At 65.7% G+C, this 20,051-nt stretch carries 15 protein-coding genes and 2 pseudogenes; 14 read left to right on the plus strand and 3 right to left on the minus strand.

Features of this window, described 5'->3' with window-relative positions:
• Positions 1–48: 48 nt before the first annotated feature.
• Positions 49–3,366 (plus strand): autotransporter domain-containing protein, encoded by a 3,318-nt coding sequence (locus CXZ10_RS07705; RefSeq protein WP_244617228.1) that lies wholly within the window; start codon positions 49–51, stop codon positions 3,364–3,366.
• Positions 3,367–3,512: 146 nt separating this feature from the next.
• On the plus strand, positions 3,513–4,298 hold the full coding sequence (locus CXZ10_RS07710) for a DeoR/GlpR family DNA-binding transcription regulator (protein ID WP_101288575.1): 786 nt from the start codon (positions 3,513–3,515) through the stop codon (positions 4,296–4,298).
• A gap of 38 nt (positions 4,299–4,336) precedes the next feature.
• Here the strand turns inward: CXZ10_RS07710 and CXZ10_RS07715 are convergent, their stop codons facing one another.
• Both CXZ10_RS07715 and CXZ10_RS07720 read right to left on the minus strand, forming a co-directional pair.
• A complete protein-coding gene (locus CXZ10_RS07715; protein WP_101288576.1) occupies positions 4,337–5,080 on the minus strand; it encodes a 3-oxoacyl-ACP reductase family protein in 744 nt (247 codons plus the stop codon).
• 70 nt (positions 5,081–5,150) lie between these two features.
• On the minus strand, positions 5,151–5,735 hold the full coding sequence (locus tag CXZ10_RS07720) for a TetR/AcrR family transcriptional regulator (protein WP_101288577.1): 585 nt from the start codon (positions 5,733–5,735) through the stop codon (positions 5,151–5,153).
• 193 nt (positions 5,736–5,928) lie between these two features.
• Here CXZ10_RS07720 and CXZ10_RS07725 point away from each other — a divergent pair, with 193 nt between their 5' ends.
• From CXZ10_RS07725 to metH, 10 genes and pseudogenes are all read left to right on the plus strand, one after another.
• Positions 5,929–6,678 (plus strand): helix-turn-helix domain-containing protein, encoded by a 750-nt coding sequence (locus CXZ10_RS07725; RefSeq protein ID WP_101288578.1) that lies wholly within the window; start codon positions 5,929–5,931, stop codon positions 6,676–6,678.
• An 81-nt stretch (positions 6,679–6,759) separates the two neighbouring features.
• Positions 6,760–7,728 (plus strand): threonine dehydratase, encoded by a 969-nt coding sequence (locus CXZ10_RS07730; protein ID WP_101288579.1) that lies wholly within the window; start codon positions 6,760–6,762, stop codon positions 7,726–7,728.
• Positions 7,729–7,823: 95 nt separating this feature from the next.
• Positions 7,824–8,483, plus strand: coding sequence for a TetR/AcrR family transcriptional regulator (locus CXZ10_RS07735; RefSeq protein WP_101288580.1), 660 nt, complete (start codon positions 7,824–7,826; stop codon positions 8,481–8,483).
• Between the two features lie 349 nt (positions 8,484–8,832).
• Positions 8,833–10,038: an MFS transporter gene (locus CXZ10_RS07740; RefSeq protein WP_101288581.1), complete on the plus strand. Its 1,206-nt coding sequence runs from the start codon at positions 8,833–8,835 to the stop codon at positions 10,036–10,038.
• A 116-nt stretch (positions 10,039–10,154) separates the two neighbouring features.
• Positions 10,155–11,162, plus strand: coding sequence for an ArsR/SmtB family transcription factor (locus tag CXZ10_RS07745; RefSeq protein ID WP_101288582.1), 1,008 nt, complete (start codon positions 10,155–10,157; stop codon positions 11,160–11,162).
• Positions 11,163–11,190: 28 nt separating this feature from the next.
• Entirely contained in the window at positions 11,191–12,093 is a 903-nt protein-coding gene (metF, locus tag CXZ10_RS07750) for a methylenetetrahydrofolate reductase [NAD(P)H] (protein ID WP_101288583.1), read from the plus strand.
• Positions 12,094–12,122: 29 nt separating this feature from the next.
• A pseudogene (locus CXZ10_RS07755) lies at positions 12,123–13,172 on the plus strand (homocysteine S-methyltransferase family protein); the annotation flags it as partial.
• Between the two features lie 83 nt (positions 13,173–13,255).
• Positions 13,256–13,702: a hypothetical protein gene (locus tag CXZ10_RS07760; protein WP_101288585.1), complete on the plus strand. Its 447-nt coding sequence runs from the start codon at positions 13,256–13,258 to the stop codon at positions 13,700–13,702.
• Positions 13,699–14,148, plus strand: coding sequence for a PIN domain-containing protein (locus CXZ10_RS07765; protein ID WP_101288586.1), 450 nt, complete (start codon positions 13,699–13,701; stop codon positions 14,146–14,148). Before CXZ10_RS07760 ends, CXZ10_RS07765 begins: the two co-directional genes overlap by 4 nt.
• A gap of 36 nt (positions 14,149–14,184) precedes the next feature.
• Positions 14,185–16,845: pseudogene (gene metH, locus CXZ10_RS07770) on the plus strand (methionine synthase); the annotation flags it as partial.
• Positions 16,846–16,897: 52 nt separating this feature from the next.
• On the opposite strand, the gene CXZ10_RS07775 reads toward metH, so the two are convergent.
• Complete coding sequence (locus CXZ10_RS07775; RefSeq protein ID WP_101288588.1) at positions 16,898–17,749, minus strand: MipA/OmpV family protein; 852 nt, start codon at positions 17,747–17,749, stop codon at positions 16,898–16,900.
• 197 nt (positions 17,750–17,946) lie between these two features.
• Between CXZ10_RS07775 and CXZ10_RS07780 the strand changes: the two genes are divergently transcribed.
• Together CXZ10_RS07780 and CXZ10_RS07785 are read left to right on the plus strand one after the other, a co-directional pair.
• Positions 17,947–18,693 carry a response regulator gene (locus CXZ10_RS07780; RefSeq protein ID WP_280178926.1) on the plus strand — a complete coding sequence of 249 codons (747 nt, stop codon included), beginning with the start codon at positions 17,947–17,949 and terminating at the stop codon, positions 18,691–18,693.
• Positions 18,686–20,041, plus strand: coding sequence for an ATP-binding protein (locus CXZ10_RS07785; protein WP_101288589.1), 1,356 nt, complete (start codon positions 18,686–18,688; stop codon positions 20,039–20,041). The genes CXZ10_RS07780 and CXZ10_RS07785 overlap by 8 nt, the downstream gene beginning before the upstream one ends.
• Positions 20,042–20,051: the final 10 nt, after the last annotated feature.

Below are 20,051 nucleotides of genomic sequence, written 5' to 3' on the forward strand. Positions count from 1 at the left end.
TATCATTTTAGCGCGGGGATTGTATCGGCGCGCATTTCGCGCGGTCATTTGGCGGCACTGCTCTGCGGAGCAGCGTTCCTCGGCGTTTCGCTGAGCCCTGTTCATGCCGGGGATCCGGGAACGCTTCGCCTTCTGACGCTCAACACCTGGATCGATCGCTTCAAGCCGGATGCGACCCAGATCTCGAATTTCCTGATCAATGGCAACTATGATGTCATGACCTTCCAGGAGCTCCGGAGCAACAGCACCTATTCCGCTCAGATCCCGGGTATCCTCGGCGGTGCCGGGCTTGGCACCTATGTCGGTACTCAAATCGGCGACGTTGGCGTCATATCGCGCCTTCCCGGCACATTTGGTTCCGAGACGATGCCGGGCCTCAATACTCAGGGCAGGAATATCAGCTACACCACGGTCGACGGCGTGACCGGCCTGCCGAAGACCGTGGTCGGCACGGTGCATCTCGATTATGCCGACGAAGCCGACAGCCGTATCGCGGAAGCCAAGGCGCTGAACAGTTGGGCGAAGGGCGTTACGGGACCGGTGATCATCACCGGCGACTTCAACGCCGGCGACATCTCCGAGCGCGGCCTGCACAGTGCGCAGCAGCAGGCTTATCTCTACGCGCGCACCATCATCGACGGCGGCAGCTCCATCCTGTGGAAGAGTCTTGCCAGCGAGTATACGCCGGCGGGGCGGGAGGCCGAGTTCCAGGCTTACGTGGACAGCATGCATGCCATCGATGGCAATGGCAGCGCGCACTATCGCAACGTCATCCAGGCTTATTTTGACGCCCACCGGGCCGACTATCCCGGCATCAACAGCATCTCCGACATGAGCTGGCGCCAGTGGGAGGACATCGTCGCCAAGGATATGGCCGCCAAGGGCCTGACCTTCAACGACGAGACCTACCCGGTGGCCTCGAACACGCCGCAGACCATGAACATCCTGAAGAAGCAGTTCATGCTGCTGCAGAACCCGGGCGAGCGCGAGGTCTACGCGCCGCACGGCCTCGGCGACGGCAGCACCACCTGGCCCTCCCACGGCGAGGACGCGACCAACACCTGGACGAGCTGGGACCGCGTCAAGATCGACCACTTCCTCGTCTCTCGCCCCTATGGCAAGTGGTGGACCATCGCCGACGATCCGTCCGATCCGTATCTCGGTGTTCTCGATGGTGTGGGTTACGCCAACGACGGCACCACCCCGCTGTCCGACCACGAGCCCGTCGCTCACACCATGAAGTGGATCGGCCCGGCGCTGGAGAAATACACCGACGCGGGCGGCACGCCCGATCAGACGCGCCTCGTCTGGGGCAGCGAGGCCGCGACCTTCCAGGAGAAGGGCAAGGTCTTCTATCTCACCCGCAACAACATGCGCACCGACGTCTATCTCGGCCAGGTCGCCGACGATGAGGGCATGCCGATCCTGGCCGGCCTGACGGCGGCGGAGAAGCAGACGCTGCTCGACTGCAAGAGCACCGACCCGCGCTTCCAGCAGGTCATCCAGGACTATTGCATCGACGATCACAGCTTCATCGGCGAGACGCTGGTCAAGAATGGCGGCACGGTCATCGTCGACGAGGATGCCGCCCTCGGCACGTCCCAGGCGGAACTGCGTCTCGACGACGGCACGCTCACGATTGCCGGCAAGGCGATGACCGCGCTCAATCGGCCCGTTGTTCTCGAAGCCGGTGGCGGCACCATCGACGTGGACCTCCCCGCCAACAAGGTGACGATGGCCCAGGTCATTTCGGGCACCGGGTCGTTCACCAAGGCCGGCGCCGGCACGCTGGACCTGACCGGAACCAACACCTACACCGGTGAGACCGTGGTCAAGGCGGGACGCCTCGCCGTCAACGGCACGATCGCCTCGTCCACGCTCACCACCGTTCGCGATGGCGGAACGCTGGGCGGCAACGGCACGGTGGGCAACCTCCTGGTCGCTTCCGGCGGCACGGTGGCGCCGGGCAACTCGATCGGCCAGCTGAACGTGACGGGCAACGTGACCTTCGAGGCCGGCTCGATCTACGAGGCGGAAGTCGCCAGCAACGGCCAAGCCGATCTGCTGAAGGCCACCGGCTCGATCAGCATCGACAGCGGATCGCGCCTGTCGATTGCCGCGAACAGCAATTATCGCCTCATGACCAGCTATCAACTGCTGGCGGCCGATCTGGGCATTACCGGCCAGTTCGGCAGTGTCGCGTCCGATTTCGCCTTCCTTTCCCCCGATCTCACCTACTCCGCCTCCGGCATCAGCTTCCAAGTCAATCGCAACGGCCTCGGGTTTGCGAGTGCCGGCACGACGACAAACCGCAAGGCGGCCGCCGGCGGCATTGAAAGCCTTGGCGGCGGCAACGCGCTCTATGACGCCGTCCTCAGCCTCAACGCCTCCACCGCCGATCAGGCCTTCCGTCAGGTGTCCGGCGAAATCTATCCATCGATCGTCGGTGCCCTGGCCGAGGACAGCCGCTTTGTCCGCGACGCGGTCGAGCAGCGGCTGAGCGGCGCAGAAGACGCGGTGCGCGCCGCCGGCCAGGCGGGCGCATCGGACTATCAGGCCTGGAGCCAGGGCTTCGGCTCCAAGGGGTCGATGGAGGGAAGCGGCGTCGACACGCTCGACCGCAGCACCGGCGGCCTGCTGATGGGCGCCGATGGCCAGCTGTCGGATGATCTGCGCCTCGGCTTCTTCGGTGGCTATGGCCGGTCCTCTTTCTCCGAGGATGGCCAGTCGGCGGAAGCGGACGCCGACAGCTACCTCCTGGGCGTCTACGGCTCGACGGCGTTCGACGCCGTGCGCCTGAGCTTCGGCGGCAGCTTCGGCCTGAGCTCCATCAAGGCCGATCGCGACGTCGCCTTCAGCAGCTTCTCCGACAGCCCTCACTCCGACTACACGGCGGCGACCGCGCAGATCTTCGGCGAGGCGGCCTATCGGGTCGACCTCGGCGAGGCGGTGATCGAACCCTTCGCCGGCCTTGCCCAGGTGCATGTGTCGACGGACGGTTTCCGTGAGGACGGCGGCGCGGCGGCGCTGTCGGTTGACGACGACGCCTATGATCTCACCTACGCCAACATCGGTCTGCGTGCCGCCACCACGGTGGACGTCGAGGGAGTCACGGTTCATCTCAAGGGCGAAGCCGCCTGGCGTCACGCCTTCGGCGATGTCACGCCGGAGGCGTCCATGGCGCTCGCCGGCGGCTCGGGCTTCGCCGTCGAGGGCGCCTCGGCTGCGCGCGACGCGGCGGTGGTCAAGGCCGGCATCGACGTCGATCTTGCCGAAGACTCTTCGGTGTTTCTCAATTACGTCGGCGAGTTCGCGTCAGGCAGCCCGGATCACGGCGTCAACGCCGGCTTCAAGCTGAAGTTCTGATCTACAGCAGCGTTCTGTCGAAGAGCGGCGGGCCACGGCCCGCCGTTGTTGTGTCTGGACGGTTGCGGTTACTTGCATTTTGCCGACGATATGCTTCCCTCCGGGAAGATCGGGCGGGCGTATCGTCGGGGGAGCCGAACAGGGAAATGGACAAGAAGACACGCCGTCAGAGAAGCCTGATGCAGCATCTCGAACAGTTTCACTACATCTCGCTGGAAGAGATCGCGACGCGCTTTTCTGTCACGACGCAAACGGCGCGGCGGGATATCCAGGAACTGGAGATGGCCGGCAAGGTGCGCCGGCTGCACGGCGGGGCGACGGCGGCGCACCCAATCGATCCCGGCGTCCTGCGCGCTCGGCGCGTGGAAAACGCCGAGGCCAAGCAGCGCATCGGTGCCGCCGTGGCGGCGAGGATCAGCAATGGCTCGGCGATCTTCATCGACACCGGCACCACCTGCGAGGCCGTGGCCCTGGCGCTGCTCGGGCACAAGGACCTGAGGGTGGTGACCTACAGCCTCAGGGTCGCCACGGCCCTCAGCGAGGGCACGGACTTCACGGTGGCCGTCCCTGGCGGGTTCGTGCGGCGGGTCGACAGCGGCGTGTTCCGGCAGGATACGCCGGAGTTCATCGGCCGGTTCAAGTTCGACACGGCAATCATCTCGGTGAGCGGCATCGACTCGGCCGGCGACATCGGCGACGACGACCATGCGGAAGTCGCCGCCGTCCAGGCCGCCATGAAGCAGGCCGAAACGATCATTCTCGCCGTTGACGGCAGCAAGTTCGGCCGTCGGGCTCTCGTCAAGCTCGCAAGCCTGCGCGACGTCCATGAACTGGTCACCGATGCGCCGCCAAGGGCCGACCTCATGCACAAGCTGAACGAGGCGGGTGTCGGCCTGTTCATTGCCGGCAAGCCCGACGAGAGCGCAGCTTAGGGGAAATGGGGCACCATGGGGTGCCCCAGATCGGGCCGTCAGAGCGCGAAGCCGCCGTCGATGGTCAGGCTGGCGCCGGTGATGTAGCCGGCCTCATTGCGGGCGATGTAGGAGACGAGGCCGGCGATTTCGTCCGGCTCGGCCATGCGCTTCAGCGGCACCATGTTCGTCACCATGTCCATTCCCTCGTTGCCGAGGGCGCCGATCATGTCGGTGCGGGTCGGGCCGGGCTGGACGTTGTTGATGGTGATGCCGCGCGGCGCCAGATCGAGGGCGAGGCCCTTGACCATGCCGGCCACGGCAGCCTTGGTCGTCTGGTAGACGCTGGCGCCGGGGAAGCCGCTGCGGACGGCGATGTTGCTGCCGATGGTGACGATGCGTCCGCCGTCCTTCATGTGCGGCAGGGCGGCCTGGATGGCGAGGTAGACGCCGCGCACGTTGACGTCGAGCTGCAGGTCGAGGTCTTCGAGCGGCACCGCGTCGATAAGGCCCATGCGGGCGACGCCGGCGTTGACGACGACGACATCCAGCCGACCGAAGCGGTCGATGGTGGTGCCGACGGCGGCGGCTAGATCGTCCTTCTTGGCGCTGTCGGCCTTGATGGCCAGCGCGTCGCCACCGGCGCCACGCACCTTTGCGACCAGATCGTTCGCGGCATCCTCGCGCGAGACGTAGGTGAAGGGCACGGTGTAGCCGTCGTCCGCCAGCCGCGACACGATGGCGGCGCCGATGCCGCGCGAGCCGCCGAACACCAGCGCCACTTTCCTGCTGTCGTCACTCATCGTTGGTCTCCGTTTTTGACTGATCAGTCCATAATTGGCCGAGCAGAGGGTAAAATGCTGAATTGACCTGTTATCTGGCTCTGAAGCGCTCCACCGCCAGGGCGGCGAGGGCGTGCAGCTCCTCAGCGCCGCCACCGCCGCGCGCGGCAAGCTGAAGGCCGCTCATGGTGATGCCGATGAGCGAGGCCGCCTGCTCGGCGTCGAGCTGCGGGTCGATCTCGCCGAGGCGCTGTCCTTCCCGGATCCGGTCTGCGACCTTCACCAGGAAGGCCTTGATAATCCTCTCCCACATGTCCGTGATCTCGGGATCGGTAATGCCGAACTCGCCGATCGATCCCGTGCCGAGGCAGCCCATGCAGCGCAGCGCGTCGTCATCTGGGATCAGGCCGACCAGCAGGTCGCGAAGCCCGTCGAGCGGCGAGGCCGGCGTGGTGAGCCGGCCGAGGTGACAGCTCGTGGCGTTGCGCTGGTAGGTCTCCAGCGCTTCGAGATAGAGCCGGCGCTTGTCGCCGAAAGCGTTGTAGAAACTCTGGCGGCCAATACCCATCGCCTGGACCAGGTCCTCCGTCGACGTCGCCGCGAAGCCCTTGGACCAGAACACGTTGATCGCCGCCTTCAGCGCGGCATCCCTGTCGAACTCCCGTGGTCTTGCCATGGGTCAAGGTGTAGGTGTTCTGGACTGATCGGTCAAGAATGGAGCGATCACGTTCGCGTGGGGAATGGATAGCGGGCCGATCTTCCGGAGTGATGAGTGCCGCAACGGGGGCGCTGACGGCCGTTGTCCTCCCGCGATTGTCTTGGCAAGATGGGCTGTGCCGCCGTGACGATCGCGGTGCCCGGAGCCACCCTTGAAAGCCATCGCTACACCCCACTGGCGCCTGGAGCTGTTGCCCGCCTCGCCCTACAGCGTGCGCTACGTGGTGGCCGAGAATGAGATCGGCTTTGCCTATGATTGCCAGACCGGCGAGCATTCGATCGGAACCGACCGGCGATCGTCGTTCAAGGTACGCGCCAACAGTCTGGCGGTGCGGGCCAAGGGGTGGGACATCTATTCCAGTTCCCGCCGGGGCGGCGAGTATCTCAGGCTCATCTGCAAGGACTTCGAGGCCCGTCGCGGGTGTCACGACTTCATAGACGAGCGGGCGGCGGGCATTGCCCATCGTCTCAGGAGACTGCTGATCACCCATGCCGACACGCTCGATTGCGAAGCCCTGGTGCTTGCGCTGCGGGACCGTGTCGAAGGGCTTTCCGAGGCCAGGCCGGAGCCGGTGCCAGACTGGATCACGCCGCAGCGGCTGCGCCGCGTCGACGACCTCATCGACGTGAGGCTTTCGGAAAACCTTCTGGTCACCGATCTCGCGGCAGCGCTCGGTCTGTCGACGCGCTACTTCTCCCGCGCCTTTCACAAGGCGACGGGGCGATCGCCGCGCGAGTACATCATCGAATGCCGGCTGCGCCGGGCCCGGGCGTTGATCGAGACGACCGACCACTCACTGGCGGACATCGCGCTGGAGTGCGGCTTTTCCTCGCACGCCCACATGACATCGCAGTTCGTGATGCGCCTCGGCGTCCCGCCCAGCGCCCTCAGGTCGGCGTAGCAATCGCTCGCCCATTCATGTTCGATTTTTGAAAGCCGGTGGCGGTAGCCTTCGCTAGCTTTGTGGGCGAAGGAGCCTCACATGCAGTTCACTCACGATGACATTGAAGACGCCCTGAAAATCGTGCGCCCGGTCGTTCCGCCGACGCCCGCCTATGCCTGGCCGCTCCTGGCCCGGGAGAGCGGGGTCGAGGTGATCGTCAAGCACGAGAACCACACGCCGACCGGCTCGTTCAAGGCGCGCGGCGGGCTGGTGTTCGTCGATGCGCTCCGGCGCGAAGGGCTTCCCAAGGGCATCATCACCGCCACGCGGGGAAACCACGGCCAGTCCATCGCCATCGGCGCCAGGCAGGCGGGCATACCCTCGGTGATCGTGGTCCCCGAGGGAAACTCGCGGGAGAAGAACGCGGCCATGGAGGCGTTCGGCGGCGAGCTCCTGATCTCCGGCCGGGATTTCGACGAGGCGCGACGGGTCGCGGCCAGCGAGGCGGCCCGGCGGGACTTCCTGAGCGTTTCCTCGTTCAGCCGCCACATCGTTCGCGGCGTGGCGACCTACGGCTGGGAGCTGTTTTCGCAGCACCCCGATCTTGACGCGGTGTTCGTGCCGCTCGGCATGGGCTCGGGCATCTGCTCGCTGATCGCCATGCGCAACCTCATGAACATGAGAACCGCCATCATCGGCGTTTGCGCCGAGCGGGCGCCGGTCTACGCCCAGTCGTTCCAGGCCAAGCGCCGCATGATCGGTACGGAGGCCGCGACCTTCGCCGACGGCATGGCCTGCAAGGAACCGCCGGAAGAGGCGGTGGACATCGTGCTCTCCGGGGCGGCCGACGTGATGACCGTCAGCGAGGACGAGATCGCCGAGGCGATCCGCTCGCTCTACAGCGCCACCCACAATGTCGCCGAAGGCGCCGGCGCCGCCCCCTATGCCGCCTTGATGCGGCACCGCCACCGGTTCCGGAACAAGAAGGTTGCCGTGATCCTGACCGGCGGCAACATCGATCGCGACCGCCTGGCCATGGTCCTCGCGGGGCAGACGCCCCCGGCCTGATGCCTCCGATCGGGGGGCCTGGCCGTTCGGCAGCCTTGGGCCCAACGACTTACGCGGCATTGCTTTGTCGTGTCGGCAAAATTATATATCGATCGATGCAAAAATCTGACGCACTCTCTCCATCGCCGGAAAAGGCCCGCGGCCGCGGCCGTCCCAGGGCCTTCGACCGCGAGGCGGCGCTGGCCGAGGCGACGCGCCTCTTCTGGGCCAAGGGCTATGAGGCGACGTCGATTTCCGACCTGACTGAGGCCATGGGGATCGGCTCGCCCAGCCTCTACGCCGCCTTCGGCTCCAAGGACGCGCTCTATGCCGAGGCGCTCGACTATTATCGAGAGCATTTCGACGCCTTCGTCTGGGGCAACTTTCACAAGGCCCCGTCGGCGCGCGAGGCGATCGAGGCCTTTCTGGTGGATTCGGCGTCGGCGCTGACCGGCTATGTGGCCGACATTCCCTGCGGCTGCATGGTGACGCTGTCATCGGTCGGCAGCGAGGGCCATCCGGAGCTGGGCAATCTCGTCCGCTCCGCCCGCGCCTCCACCTTCGACCGCGTCAAGCAACGGCTGGAACAGGCGGTGGCCGAGGGGGAAATCCCCGCTTCGACCGATCTCAACGCGCTCGCCCGCTATGTGCAGACCGTGCAGAACGGCATGTCGATCCTGGCGCGGGACGGCGCGGAATGCCCCGAACTCAAATCGGTGGCCGAGGTCGCCATGCTGAGTTGGGATCGCTATACGCGGCCGACCCAGGCGGGCTGAAGCGCCCATCCAGGCCGTTCAAGGCGCTGAAATCACGATGATTTTAGCGTCATCGCACGCTCATCACGTTTTATTTATGTATCGATCGATACATAAATTATTGACGGACAAAGTCCAGTTTGCCTACACTTTCTGTGTCGATCAATACAGAAAGGTGCGGCATGCCTTCCGGACATCCGATGCGACCGGCTCTCTTCGCAAACGCCGGCATCCACCCGCTCGCCTCGGTCGAGACAAGGTGATCTGCCCGCTGACACAATCGGGTCGCCCCTGCAACTAGCTTGCACTCTCATCTGAACGGCCGGCGGCCGGCAAGCCTTTCCCTCCCCATTCATTGATAGGACCTCCCATGAGCACTCCCGGAAATTCCATTGATCCTCGCGAGGGGCGCGCCCGCTGGGCCGGCGTTGCCTCGCTGTCGCTCGGCGTGTTCGGTCTCGTCACCGCCGAGTTCCTGCCGGCCAGCCTGCTCACGCCCATGTCGCAGGATCTCGGCGTCAGCCTCGGCGCGGCCGGACAGTCGGTGACCATGACAGCGGTGGTCGGCGCCGTCGCCGGCCCGGCCATCGTGGTCGGCACCAGCCGCTTCGACCGGCGCCTGACGCTTCTGGCGCTGACGGCGATGCTGATCCTCTCGAGCTTCATCGCCGCGTTTGCCACCGGGCTGCCGATGTTGCTGCTCGCGCGCGGTCTCCTCGGCATCGGCCTCGGCGGCTTCTGGGCCATGTCGCTGGCGCTCGCCATGCGCCTCGTGCCGAGCGAGCTGATGCCCCGGGCGATGGCCATCATCATGGGTGGCGTGTCGGTCGCCACCGTCTGCGCGGCGCCGGTGGGCGCCTGGATCGGAGACGTTCTGGGCTGGCGCTACGCCTTCGGCATCGCCGGCGGGCTCGGCGTGCTGACGCTGATCGCCCAGGCGTCGACGCTGCCGGCCATGCCGTCCAACGGCCCCGTCAGCCTCGACACCATGGTCACCGTGCTGCGCCGGCCGGCCATCCGCATCGTGCTCCTGACCATCCTGCTGGCCGTGGCCGGCCATTTCGCGGGCTTCACCTTCATCCGCCCGTTCCTTGAGGACGTGCCGCAGTTCGGCATAGACGGCGTGTCGCGCATCCTGCTCGCCTTTGGCATCGGCGGCTTCCTGGGCAACTTCGCCGGCGGCTTCCTGGCCGAACGCAACACGTCGCTGTCGCTCACCCTGGCCGCCGGCGGCATCGCTATCATGGCCCTTCTGCTCACCTTCGCCGGCGCCTCGCCGGTGGTCGCGGCCGTCGCCACCGCCTTCTGGGGCTTTGCCTTCGGCGCCTTCCCGGTGGGCGTGCAGAGCTTCGTCAACCAGGCGGCGTCCGACGAACCGGAAAGCGCCGGCGCGCTGATGCTGACCACCTTCCAGATCGCCATCTCCAGCGGCGCGGTGCTCGGCGGCCTGATCGTCGACAGCGAGGGACCGACCGGCGTGTTCATGTTCGCCGGCCTGTTCGCCCTGACCGGCGCCACGCTGATCGGCTTCGCTGGCCGGTCCCGGCTGTCCGCCGCCGTGGCGCCCAGCGAGTAAGCGCCGTTCTGCAGATGTGAACGGAGCGCTTGGGGTGTTCACCCGGGCGCTCCGTTTGCTTTATCCGTGACGCTTGCCCCTTGCATCACTCCGTCAGTCGACATAAACATATCTTTATGTCTATCATCCGACTGGCCGGGGTGCCGGCAGCTTCCTTCGATGACGTGGTGTCGGTGCTCCGGAGTGCCGGCGAGCCGACGCGGTTGCGCCTTCTGGCACTCTTGTCGCTCGGCGAGGCGACGGTGAAGGATCTTACCGAAGTGCTGGCTCAGAGCCAGCCGCGCGTGTCGCGCCATCTCAAGCTTCTGACCGAGGCCGGTCTTGTCGAGCGGCTGCCGGAAGGCGCCTGGGCCTATTATCGCCTGGTCGACGAGGGGCCGGCCGCCGCGCTGACGCGCACGCTGATCACCAGCATCGACACCTCCGATCCGGCCGTCGAATCCGACCGTCGCCGGCTCGATGCCATCAAGGCGGCACATGCCGCCGATGCCCAGCGCTATTTTGCCAGGAATGCCGCGAGCTGGGATCGCCTCCGGACGTTGCACGTTGCCGAACATGACGTGGAGGCGGCGATCCGCGCCGCCGTCGGCGACCGCCCCGTTCACAACATGCTGGACATCGGCACCGGCACCGGCCGCATGCTGACGCTGCTGTCCGATCGCTACGGCCGCGCCGTCGGCATCGACATGAGCCACGACATGCTCTCCGTCGCCCGGGCCAACCTCGCGGCAGCCGGCATCGACAACGCCCACGTTCGCCAGGGCGATGTGACGGCGCTGTCGGTCGGGGCCGGCTTCGATCTGGTGGTGATCCATCAGGTGCTGCATTATCTCGACGATCCGGCGCGGGCCTTGCGCGAGGCGGCGGCGGCGCTGGCGCCGGGCGGCCGGCTGCTGATCGTCGACTTCGCGCCGCACGACCACGAGTTCCTGCGCGCCGACCACGCCCATCGCCGGCTCGGCTTCAGCCACGAGCAGATGCGCGGCTGGATCGAGGCGGCCGGCCTTGCCTTCGACAAGGTGCACGACCTGCCGCCTGAGACGGCGGACGGGTTGACGGTGTCGCTGTTCCTCGCCGCCGACAAGCGGATCGACATCGCCAACGATCTTCAGCGCATCGCCTGACACGATACGATTTTCCGGGAATATCACCATGCGGTTCAGTCACAACATCGGCGCCCTCGACCTCGGCGTTTCCTTCGAGTTCTTCCCGCCCAAGACGGAGAAGATGGAAGAGGCGCTGTGGGCGGCGATCACCCGGCTGGCACCGCTCGGCCCGCGCTTCGTGTCGGTGACCTATGGCGCCGGCGGCTCGACCCGCGAGCGGACGCATGCCACCGTCGCCCGCATCGTCCGGGAGACCAACCTGAAGCCGGCCGCCCATCTCACCTGCGTCGGCGCCAGCCGGGCCGAGATCGACGACGTGGTGCGCGGCTATTACGACGCCGGCGTCCGCCATATCGTGGCGCTCCGGGGCGATCCGGCCGGCGGCCTCGGCACGCGTTATCAGCCGCACCCGGACGGCTATGCCTCGACCCCCGACCTGATCGCCGGCATCAAGGCGATCGGCGACTTCGAGATCTCGGTGTCGGCCTATCCCGAGCAGCATCCCGAGAGCCCCGATGTCGCCACCGACATCGCCATTTTAAAGCGCAAGGTCGAAGCCGGCGCCACCCGCGCCATCAGCCAGTTCTTCTTCGACAACGACAAGTTCGAGCGCTATGTCGACCGGGTGCGCGCCGCCGGCATCGACGTGCCGATCGTGCCCGGCATCGTGCCGGTGGTGAACTTCGAGCAGTCGGCCTCCTTCGCGAAAAAGGCCGGCACCTCGGTGCCCGCCTGGCTCGCCCACCGCTTCGAGGGCCTGGAAAACGATCCGGCGACACGCCAACTGGTGGCCGCCGCCGTCTGCGCCGAGCAGGTGATGGACCTGATCGATCGCGGCTTCCGTAACTTCCACTTCTACACCATGAACCGCGCCGACCTCGTGTACGCCATCTGTCACATGATGGGCCTTCGGGCGAAGACCGAACCCGCCGTCGCCGTCCCCGCCTGACATCAAATCGATCACCAAGGAGAAAACCGATGACCGAGATCTCTCCGACCGAACGCCGCCTGCGCGAGCTGGCCTCGCAGCGAATCCTGGTGATCGACGGCGCCATGGGCACGATGATCCAGCGCTTCAAGCTGTCCGAGGCCGACTTCCGAGGTGAGCGCTTCAAGGACTGGCACAAGGACCTCAAGGGCAACAACGACCTGTTGTCGATCACCCGTCCCGACGTGATCTTCGACATCCACAGCCAGTATCTTGAGGCCGGCGCCGACATCCTGGAGACCAATACCTTCTCCTCGACCTTCGTCGCCCAGGCCGACTACGGCATGGAGGAGCTCGCCTACGAGCTGAACCTCGAATCCGCCCGCATCGCCCGCCGCGCCGCCGACGCCTATACGGCCAAGGACCCCGACAAGCCGCGCTTCGTCGCCGGCGCCCTCGGACCGACCAACCGAACCGCGTCGATCTCGCCTGACGTCAACAACCCCGGCTTCCGCGCCATCACCTTCGACGAGCTGCGCCGCGCCTATGCAGAGGCGGTGCGCGGCCAGATCGACGGCGGCGCCGACATCATCATGATCGAGACGGTGTTCGACACGCTGAACGCCAAGGCGGCGCTGTTTGCCACCGAGGAGGTGTTCGAGGAAAAGGGCGTCAGGCTGCCGGTCTCGGTGTCCGGCACCATCACCGACCTCTCGGGCCGCACGCTGTCCGGCCAGACGGCCGAGGCCTTCTGGTATTCGGTGCGCCACGCCGGGCTGCTCTCCATCGGCCTCAACTGCGCGCTGGGCGCCCGCGAGATGCGCGCCCATATCGCCGATCTCTCGCGCGTCTCCGACACGCTGATCTGCGCCTATCCCAACGCCGGCCTGCCCAATGAGTTCGGCGAGTATGACGAGAGCCCCGAGGCGATGGCGGCGCTGGTCGGCGAGTTCGCCCGCTCCGGCCTGGTCAACATCGTCGGCGGCTGCTGCGGCACCACGCCGCCGCACATCAAGGCGATCGCCGAGGCGGTAAAGGGCCTGCCGCCGCGCGTGCCGCCTGAGATCGACCCGCGCATGCGCCTCTCCGGCCTCGAGCCGACGGTGATCGGGGCATGATGGGGTTGTATGGGGTATGCAAGAGGGTATATGGTGGGATTATGACCCTCTGACGGAGGCCTGCCATGGCTCAGGTTCAAGTTCGCGACTTTGCCCTCTGGATCAAGCACATCCACGGCGACGAAGTGCTGGCGGCGAAGCTGGATAGACTTCGCCCCGATGAAGTTGTTCGCCTCAAGGTGGACGGCCGAGTGGGCGCTTGGCGCAAGATGAGCGCCTACAAGTCCTCCGGCCGGCCGACTCCCGGCCTATCCCCCTTGGGAGAAATGCGGGCTTACTGGAAGGAACTCTTCAGGCAGTCCAAGGGTGACGCGGTCGCCACGATCGAGCTGGTGGCTGACGAGGCGGCTCCCGTTGCCGGTAACGATGCCGTGCCTGCCATTGAGTGGCCTGATGAAGCCAATCGCGTGGCGGCTCTTGCGGCTCTCAGAGACTTCAGGAACGCCGGCTATCGGTCGGACGGTACGCCCTACGGCAAGCGCGACGACTGGTATGCTGAGGACGGCAGATGAGCATCACGCTTGATACCACCACACTGGTCTACGTCTTCGATTTTCGGTATTCAGAAAAAAGAGAAACCGCGTCTCGTATTTTTGATCGTCTTGCGTCGATGCAGGCTCCGCTCGGTCTTCAAATATGCGGCGAATTCTACCGCGCAGCTACGCGAAAGCTGAAAGTCTCTCCATGGGATGCCGCGCAGCATTCGCGCAATCTCATGGCTTCTTTCCCCGTTTTTGCCTCCACTCCGGCGACGACTTTGCGGGCTTTGGCGGAAGCCGCTGCCGGCCGCCTGTCCTTCTGGGATGCAAATTTGCTCGCCGCGGCAGAAGCTATCGGCTGCACGCATATCCTTTCCGAGGACATGGGCGACGGCTTCCGCCTCGGCCGCCTCGAAGTGGTCAACCCATTTTCCGGCGAGGGGCTCAGCCCCCGCGCCCGCGCCCTTCTCGATCTCTGAAAAGGTCATTTCATGTCAGCCACCGCCTCTTCCGCCAGCTTCGTCATGGTCGGCGAACGGACCAACGTCACGGGCTCGGCGCGCTTCCGCAAGCTGATCCGCGAGGGCGATTACGCGGCGGCGCTGGCCGTGGCGCGCGATCAGGTGGAAGGCGGGGCGACGGTCATCGACGTCAACATGGACGAGGGCCTGCTCGACAGCGAGGCGGCCATGGTGACCTTCCTCAACCTGATGGCGGCCGAGCCGGATATCGCCCGCGTGCCGGTGATGGTGGACAGTTCCAAGTGGACGGTGATCGAGGCCGGCCTCAAGTGCCTGCAGGGCAAGGGCATCGTCAACTCGATCTCACTCAAGGAAGGCGAGGACGCCTTCGTCCACCACGCCAAGCTGGTGCGCCGCTATGGCGCCGCCATGGTGGTGATGGCCTTCGACGAGACGGGGCAGGCCGACACCTATCAGCGCAAGATCGACATCTGCGCCCGCAGCTACAAGATCCTGACCGAGAAGGTGGGCGTGCTGCCCGAGGACATCATCTTCGATCCCAACATCTTCGCGGTGGCGACCGGCATCGAGGAGCACAACAACTACGGCGTCGACTTCATCGAGGCGACGCGCTGGATCCGCCAGAACCTCCAGGGAGCCCACGTGTCGGGCGGCGTCTCCAACCTTTCCTTCTCCTTCCGCGGCAACGAGCCGGTGCGCGAGGCGATGCACACCGTGTTCCTCTATCATGCGATCGCCGCCGGCATGGATTTCGGCATCGTCAACGCCGGCCAGCTCGGCGTCTATGACGAGCTCGATCCCGAGCTCAGGGAGCTCTGCGAGGACGTGGTGCTCAACCGCCGGCCGGACGCCACCGAGCGGCTGGTCGACGCGGCACCGCGCTATGCCGGCACCGGCGCCAAGGAGAAGGTGGCCGATCTCGCCTGGCGGTCGCTGCCGGTGGAGAAGCGGCTGGAGCATGCGCTGGTCCACGGCATCACCGAGTTCATCGTCGAGGATACCGAGGAAGCGCGGCTTGCCGCCGCTCGTCCGTTGCATGTCATCGAGGGGCCGCTGATGGCCGGCATGAACGTGGTCGGCGACCTGTTCGGCGCCGGCAAGATGTTCCTGCCGCAGGTGGTCAAGTCGGCGCGCGTCATGAAGCAGGCGGTGGCCTGGCTGATGCCCTTCATGGAGAAGGAAAAGGAAGAGCTGGGGATCACCGAGGATTCCTCGGCCGGCACCGTCCTGATGGCGACGGTGAAGGGCGACGTGCACGACATCGGCAAGAACATCGTCGGCGTGGTCCTTGCCTGCAACAACTTCAAGGTCGTCGACCTCGGCGTGATGGTGCCGGCGCAGAAGATCCTCGATACGGCGCGCGAGGTGAAGGCGGACATCATCGGCCTCTCCGGCCTGATCACCCCCTCGCTCGACGAGATGTGCCACGTGGCCGCCGAGATGGAGCGCCAGGGCTTCGAGTTGCCGCTGATGATCGGCGGCGCCACCACCAGCCGCATCCACACCGCAGTCAAGATCCATCCCAACTACGCGCGCGGACAGGCCGTTTATGTCACCGACGCCAGCCGCGCGGTCGGCGTGGCGTCGTCGCTCCTGTCCGATCGCAAGGTGGTCTACATCGACGACATCAGGGCCGAATATGCCCGCATCGCCGAGGAGCACGCGCGCGGCCGCGAGGAGAAGCGGCGCCTCACCATCGCCGATGCGCGCGCCAATCGCTTCTCGCCCGACTGGAGCGGCTACGTGCCGCCCAAGCCAAGCTTCCTGGGCACGCGGGTGTTCGAGAGCTACGACCTTGCCAAGCTCGTGCCCTTCATCGACTGGACGCCCTTCTTCTCCACCTGGGAGATGCGCGGCCATTTCCCGCAGATCCTCGACGACGCCACCTATGGCAAGGCGGCCCGGCCGCTCTACGAGGATGCGAGAGGCATGCTGAAGCAGATGGTCGAGGAGAAATGGCTGACGGCGCGCGCCGTCATCGGCTTCTGGCCGGCCAATGCGGTCGGCGACGACATCGAGCTCTACACCGACGACAGCCGCCAGGAGCGGCTCGCCACCTTCCACGGCCTCCGCCAGCAGATGGCGCGCGGCAACACCCGGGCCAACTTCTCGATCACCGATTTCGTGGCGCCCCGGGAGACGGGCCTTGCCGACTATCTCGGCGCCTTCGCCGTCAGCACCGGCTTCGGCGAGGACGCGGTGGCCGAACGTTTCGCCCGCGCCAACGACGACTACTCCAAGATCCTGTCACAGTCGCTGGCCGACCGCCTCGCCGAGGCCTTCGCCGAGCGGATGCACGCCCTGGTGCGTCGCGAGTTCTGGGGCTACGCGCCGGACGAGGCGCTGACGCCGGAGGAGATCATCGCCGAGAAATACCGCGGCATCCGTCCGGCCCCCGGCTATCCGGCCCAGCCCGACCATACCGAGAAGGCCACGCTGTTCTCGCTGCTCGAGGCGACGGAGAAGGCCGGTATCCAGCTCACCGAAAGCTACGCCATGTGGCCCGGCGCCGCCGTCTCCGGCCTCTACTTCAGCCACCCCGACAGCCAGTATTTCGGCGTCGGCAAGATCGACGCCGACCAGGTCGCCGACTACGCCGCCCGCAAGGGTTGGGACATGGCGACGGCAGAGAAGTGGCTGGCGCCGATCCTGAACTACGAGCCCAAAAGGGCGGTGGTCGAGAAGGCGGGGTAGGCCTGTCTCGACCGCGGCTCTGTTGATGCGAAGAAGGGTGGCCGGCCGCGCTTCAGAACTGGTAGCCGAGCACCAGCATGGACTTGGAGACGAACTTGCGTTCGACGATGGGGCTGTCGGCGGCGTCGCCCATCAGGAAATCGACGCTCTGCTCGCCCTTCACGAACCAGTTCTCATTGATCAGGTAGGTGGCGGAGGCGGAGACGCCCACGCTCTTGAGCCCGGCTCCAGCATCGTACCGCGCGTGGCCGGAGCGGCTCGACTGCATGGCGTCGACGCCGAAATAGGCCTGCATGTAGTTCTCGTCGGCTACGGTCAGGGAGGCTTCGCCGCCGAGGATCAGGCTGTCGGTCAGCTTGTGGGTGACGGAAACGCCAGCCGTGGCCGTCAGTCCGTCGCTGCCGCCGATGGTCTTCTCGGCTTCGAGGAAGAAGTCGGCCGGGCCGAAGCTGTAGGTGGCGGTACCGCCGACGGTGGCGCCGAAATCGATGTCGCCCATGCCCCGCAGCCTATCGGCATCGCCTTCGCTACGGCCGGTGTCGTAGCCGACCTTCAGGTCGAAGGTCGCCGGGCCGATTTCATAGGCTCTCACCGAGATGCCGGTGGGATCGAGCGTCAGCCAGTCGTAGGGCTGGATCGAGATATAGGGAAGCGGCGAGACCGTGAACTTCTTGCCGCCCTCGTACTCGGGTTCAAACGACGCTCCGGCACCGACCACCACATGCCAGTCGTGCATGAGGCTCCATGCGGCATCGATCCGGGAGCGGGGCGGGGCGGTGGCGACGGACAGGTCCGGCTCGATCAAGTCGGATGCCCGGACGGCGTCGGACCAGAGAAGGCCGGATAGGGCGGCGGCGCTCAGGAGCGGCAGGCGAAGAACGAGTTTGCGGTTGGCGGCGAGCATAGTGACTCCAAAAACTACCGCGCGTCTCCACCGTCCGGAGATCGCGCCACCCGCAAAAACTGCCATATGGCACAAGGCATGAGTGTGGTGAAATGTTAAGTCTTGTTGCAGAGGAGACGGCGATCCTTCGTAATATTTCTTAACATTTCGGCTGGACCGAGCATGATAGAAGAGCGAGCCACGACGGAGACCTCGGGTTGACTGCAATCGCCAGCCAGAAAACCTCTACGACGCCGCGGGTCCTGATTGTCGAGGATGACCGGCAGATCGCCGAGATGCTGCGGGAAAGCCTGGCCGAGCAGAGCATGGCGGTGGAGATTGCCGGCGATGGACGGGCGATGGACGAGCATATGCGCGCCTCGTCCTTCGATCTGATCGTGCTCGACATCATGCTGCCCGGCGAGGATGGCCTCAGCATCTGCCGGCGTCTCAGGGCGAAAGGCAACCTTCCCATCCTGATGCTCACCTCGCTTGGGGACGACATCGATCGCATCCTGGGGCTGGAACTCGGGGCAGATGATTACGTCACCAAGCCCTTCGTGCTGCGCGAGCTGGTGGCCCGCATCAAGGGATTGCTGCGCAGGGCTGCCTATGAGGCCGGACCGGAGCCGCCCCGGTCACGCTTCATCCGCTTCGAGGGCTGGACGATCGACATGATCAAGCGGCAGGTCCACGACGCCGCCGGCGCCAGGGTGGCGATGACGACGCATGAACTCGATCTTCTGGTCGCCTTTTGCCGCAACGCCGGTCGCACGCTCACTCGGGAACAACTCCTTGCGGCAACGCACGCCGGCCTCGCCGGGCCGACCGAAAGAAGCGTCGATGTCCACATCCGCCGCCTTCGGCAAAAGATGGAATCGGACCCGCGCAACCCCGTCTTGATCAGAACTGTGCGCCTGGGCGGCTACATGTTCACGGCACGCGTGGAAGAGAGCCATGACTAGGCTTCCGAGTTGGCCGAAGGCGACCATCCGCCAGCAGTTGACAGTCATCATTCTGGTCGCCCTGGCGATGATCCTGGTCGTCGGCAACCGGATGGAAAGCTGGGTGAAGGACGTTTACGCCATTTCCGACCTCGAAGATCTTGCCGACAGGCTGGATACGATCGCCCGTGTCCTCGCCACGGCATCGCCCGACGATCGGCAGATCATCATGGGCCATGCGCGGGCCGCCGGATGGGATATCACCCTCGCTCCGATGTCGACGACGAACGCCTTCACCCACTCGTCGAGCGAGCAGAACTCGCTGATCGCCTTGACCGACTGGCTGTTTCCGCCGGACAACGATCCGCCGCTCGGCGGCTGGCAGACCTTTCTGAACGATCGTCGGGTTGTCGCCGCCAAGGTGGACGACGCGACGATCGTCATGACCCTGTCTTTGCCGGAACCGATCGTAACCAGCGATTTCCTGGGGCGGGGGCCGCATTTCCTGCTGGCCTTCGTGGTCCTCGCGGGCTTGTTTTCCGTGTTTGCCGTGAGGGCCATCACAGCGCCCATACAAAAGATCGTCGAGGCTGCCAAACGGACCGACATCCATACGGGCGCAGTCGTTTTCGAGGAAAAGGGCACCGTCGAGATCGTGACGCTTGCCCGCGCGCTGAACGGCATGCGGCGGCGCATCAAGCTGATGATGGATGCCCGGACGCGCATGCTGCGGGGAATCGGCCATGACCTCAGGACGCCGCTGACCCGGATGAAGATGAAAGTGGAGCGCATGCCGGACTGTTCCGAGAAAGAGGCGCTCATCGCCGATATCGACCGCATCGACGGCATGTTGACGGAAACCCTGACCTATCTCAGGAACGATTATGCGACCGAACCGCTGGAGCTGGTGAATGTCGCCAGCGTTCTCCAGACGATCTGCAGCGAGTTCAGCGATCTCGGCCATGCCGTCAGATATGACGGACCCAACAAGCTGAACGCCGAGTGCCGGCCGGTCTCCCTGACCCGCGCCGTGACCAACCTTTGCGACAATGCCGTAAAGGTCGCCCGGACGGTGGTGGTCAGGCTCTCCGAAGCGCCGGATGCCCTGGTGATCGCCGTGGATGACGACGGGCCCGGCATTCCGCAGGACTATCGGGAACGCGTCCTGGAGCCCTTCTTCAAGGTGGACGGAGCGCGCCAGGGCTCCAGAGAGGGCCTTGGGCTGGGGCTGTCCATCGTGGCCGACATTGCCCGCCTTCACGACGGCCGGCTCGACCTGTTGCCCCGGCAGCCGCACGGTCTCAGCGCGCGCATCAGCCTGCCGCGAACGAGCCCGTCGTCGGGCCAGGAAAATCCCGCTGCACGCTGATCCTTCTCAG

This window comes from Pleomorphomonas diazotrophica, from assembly GCF_002844595.1.
Lineage (GTDB): Bacteria > Pseudomonadota > Alphaproteobacteria > Rhizobiales > Pleomorphomonadaceae > Pleomorphomonas > Pleomorphomonas diazotrophica.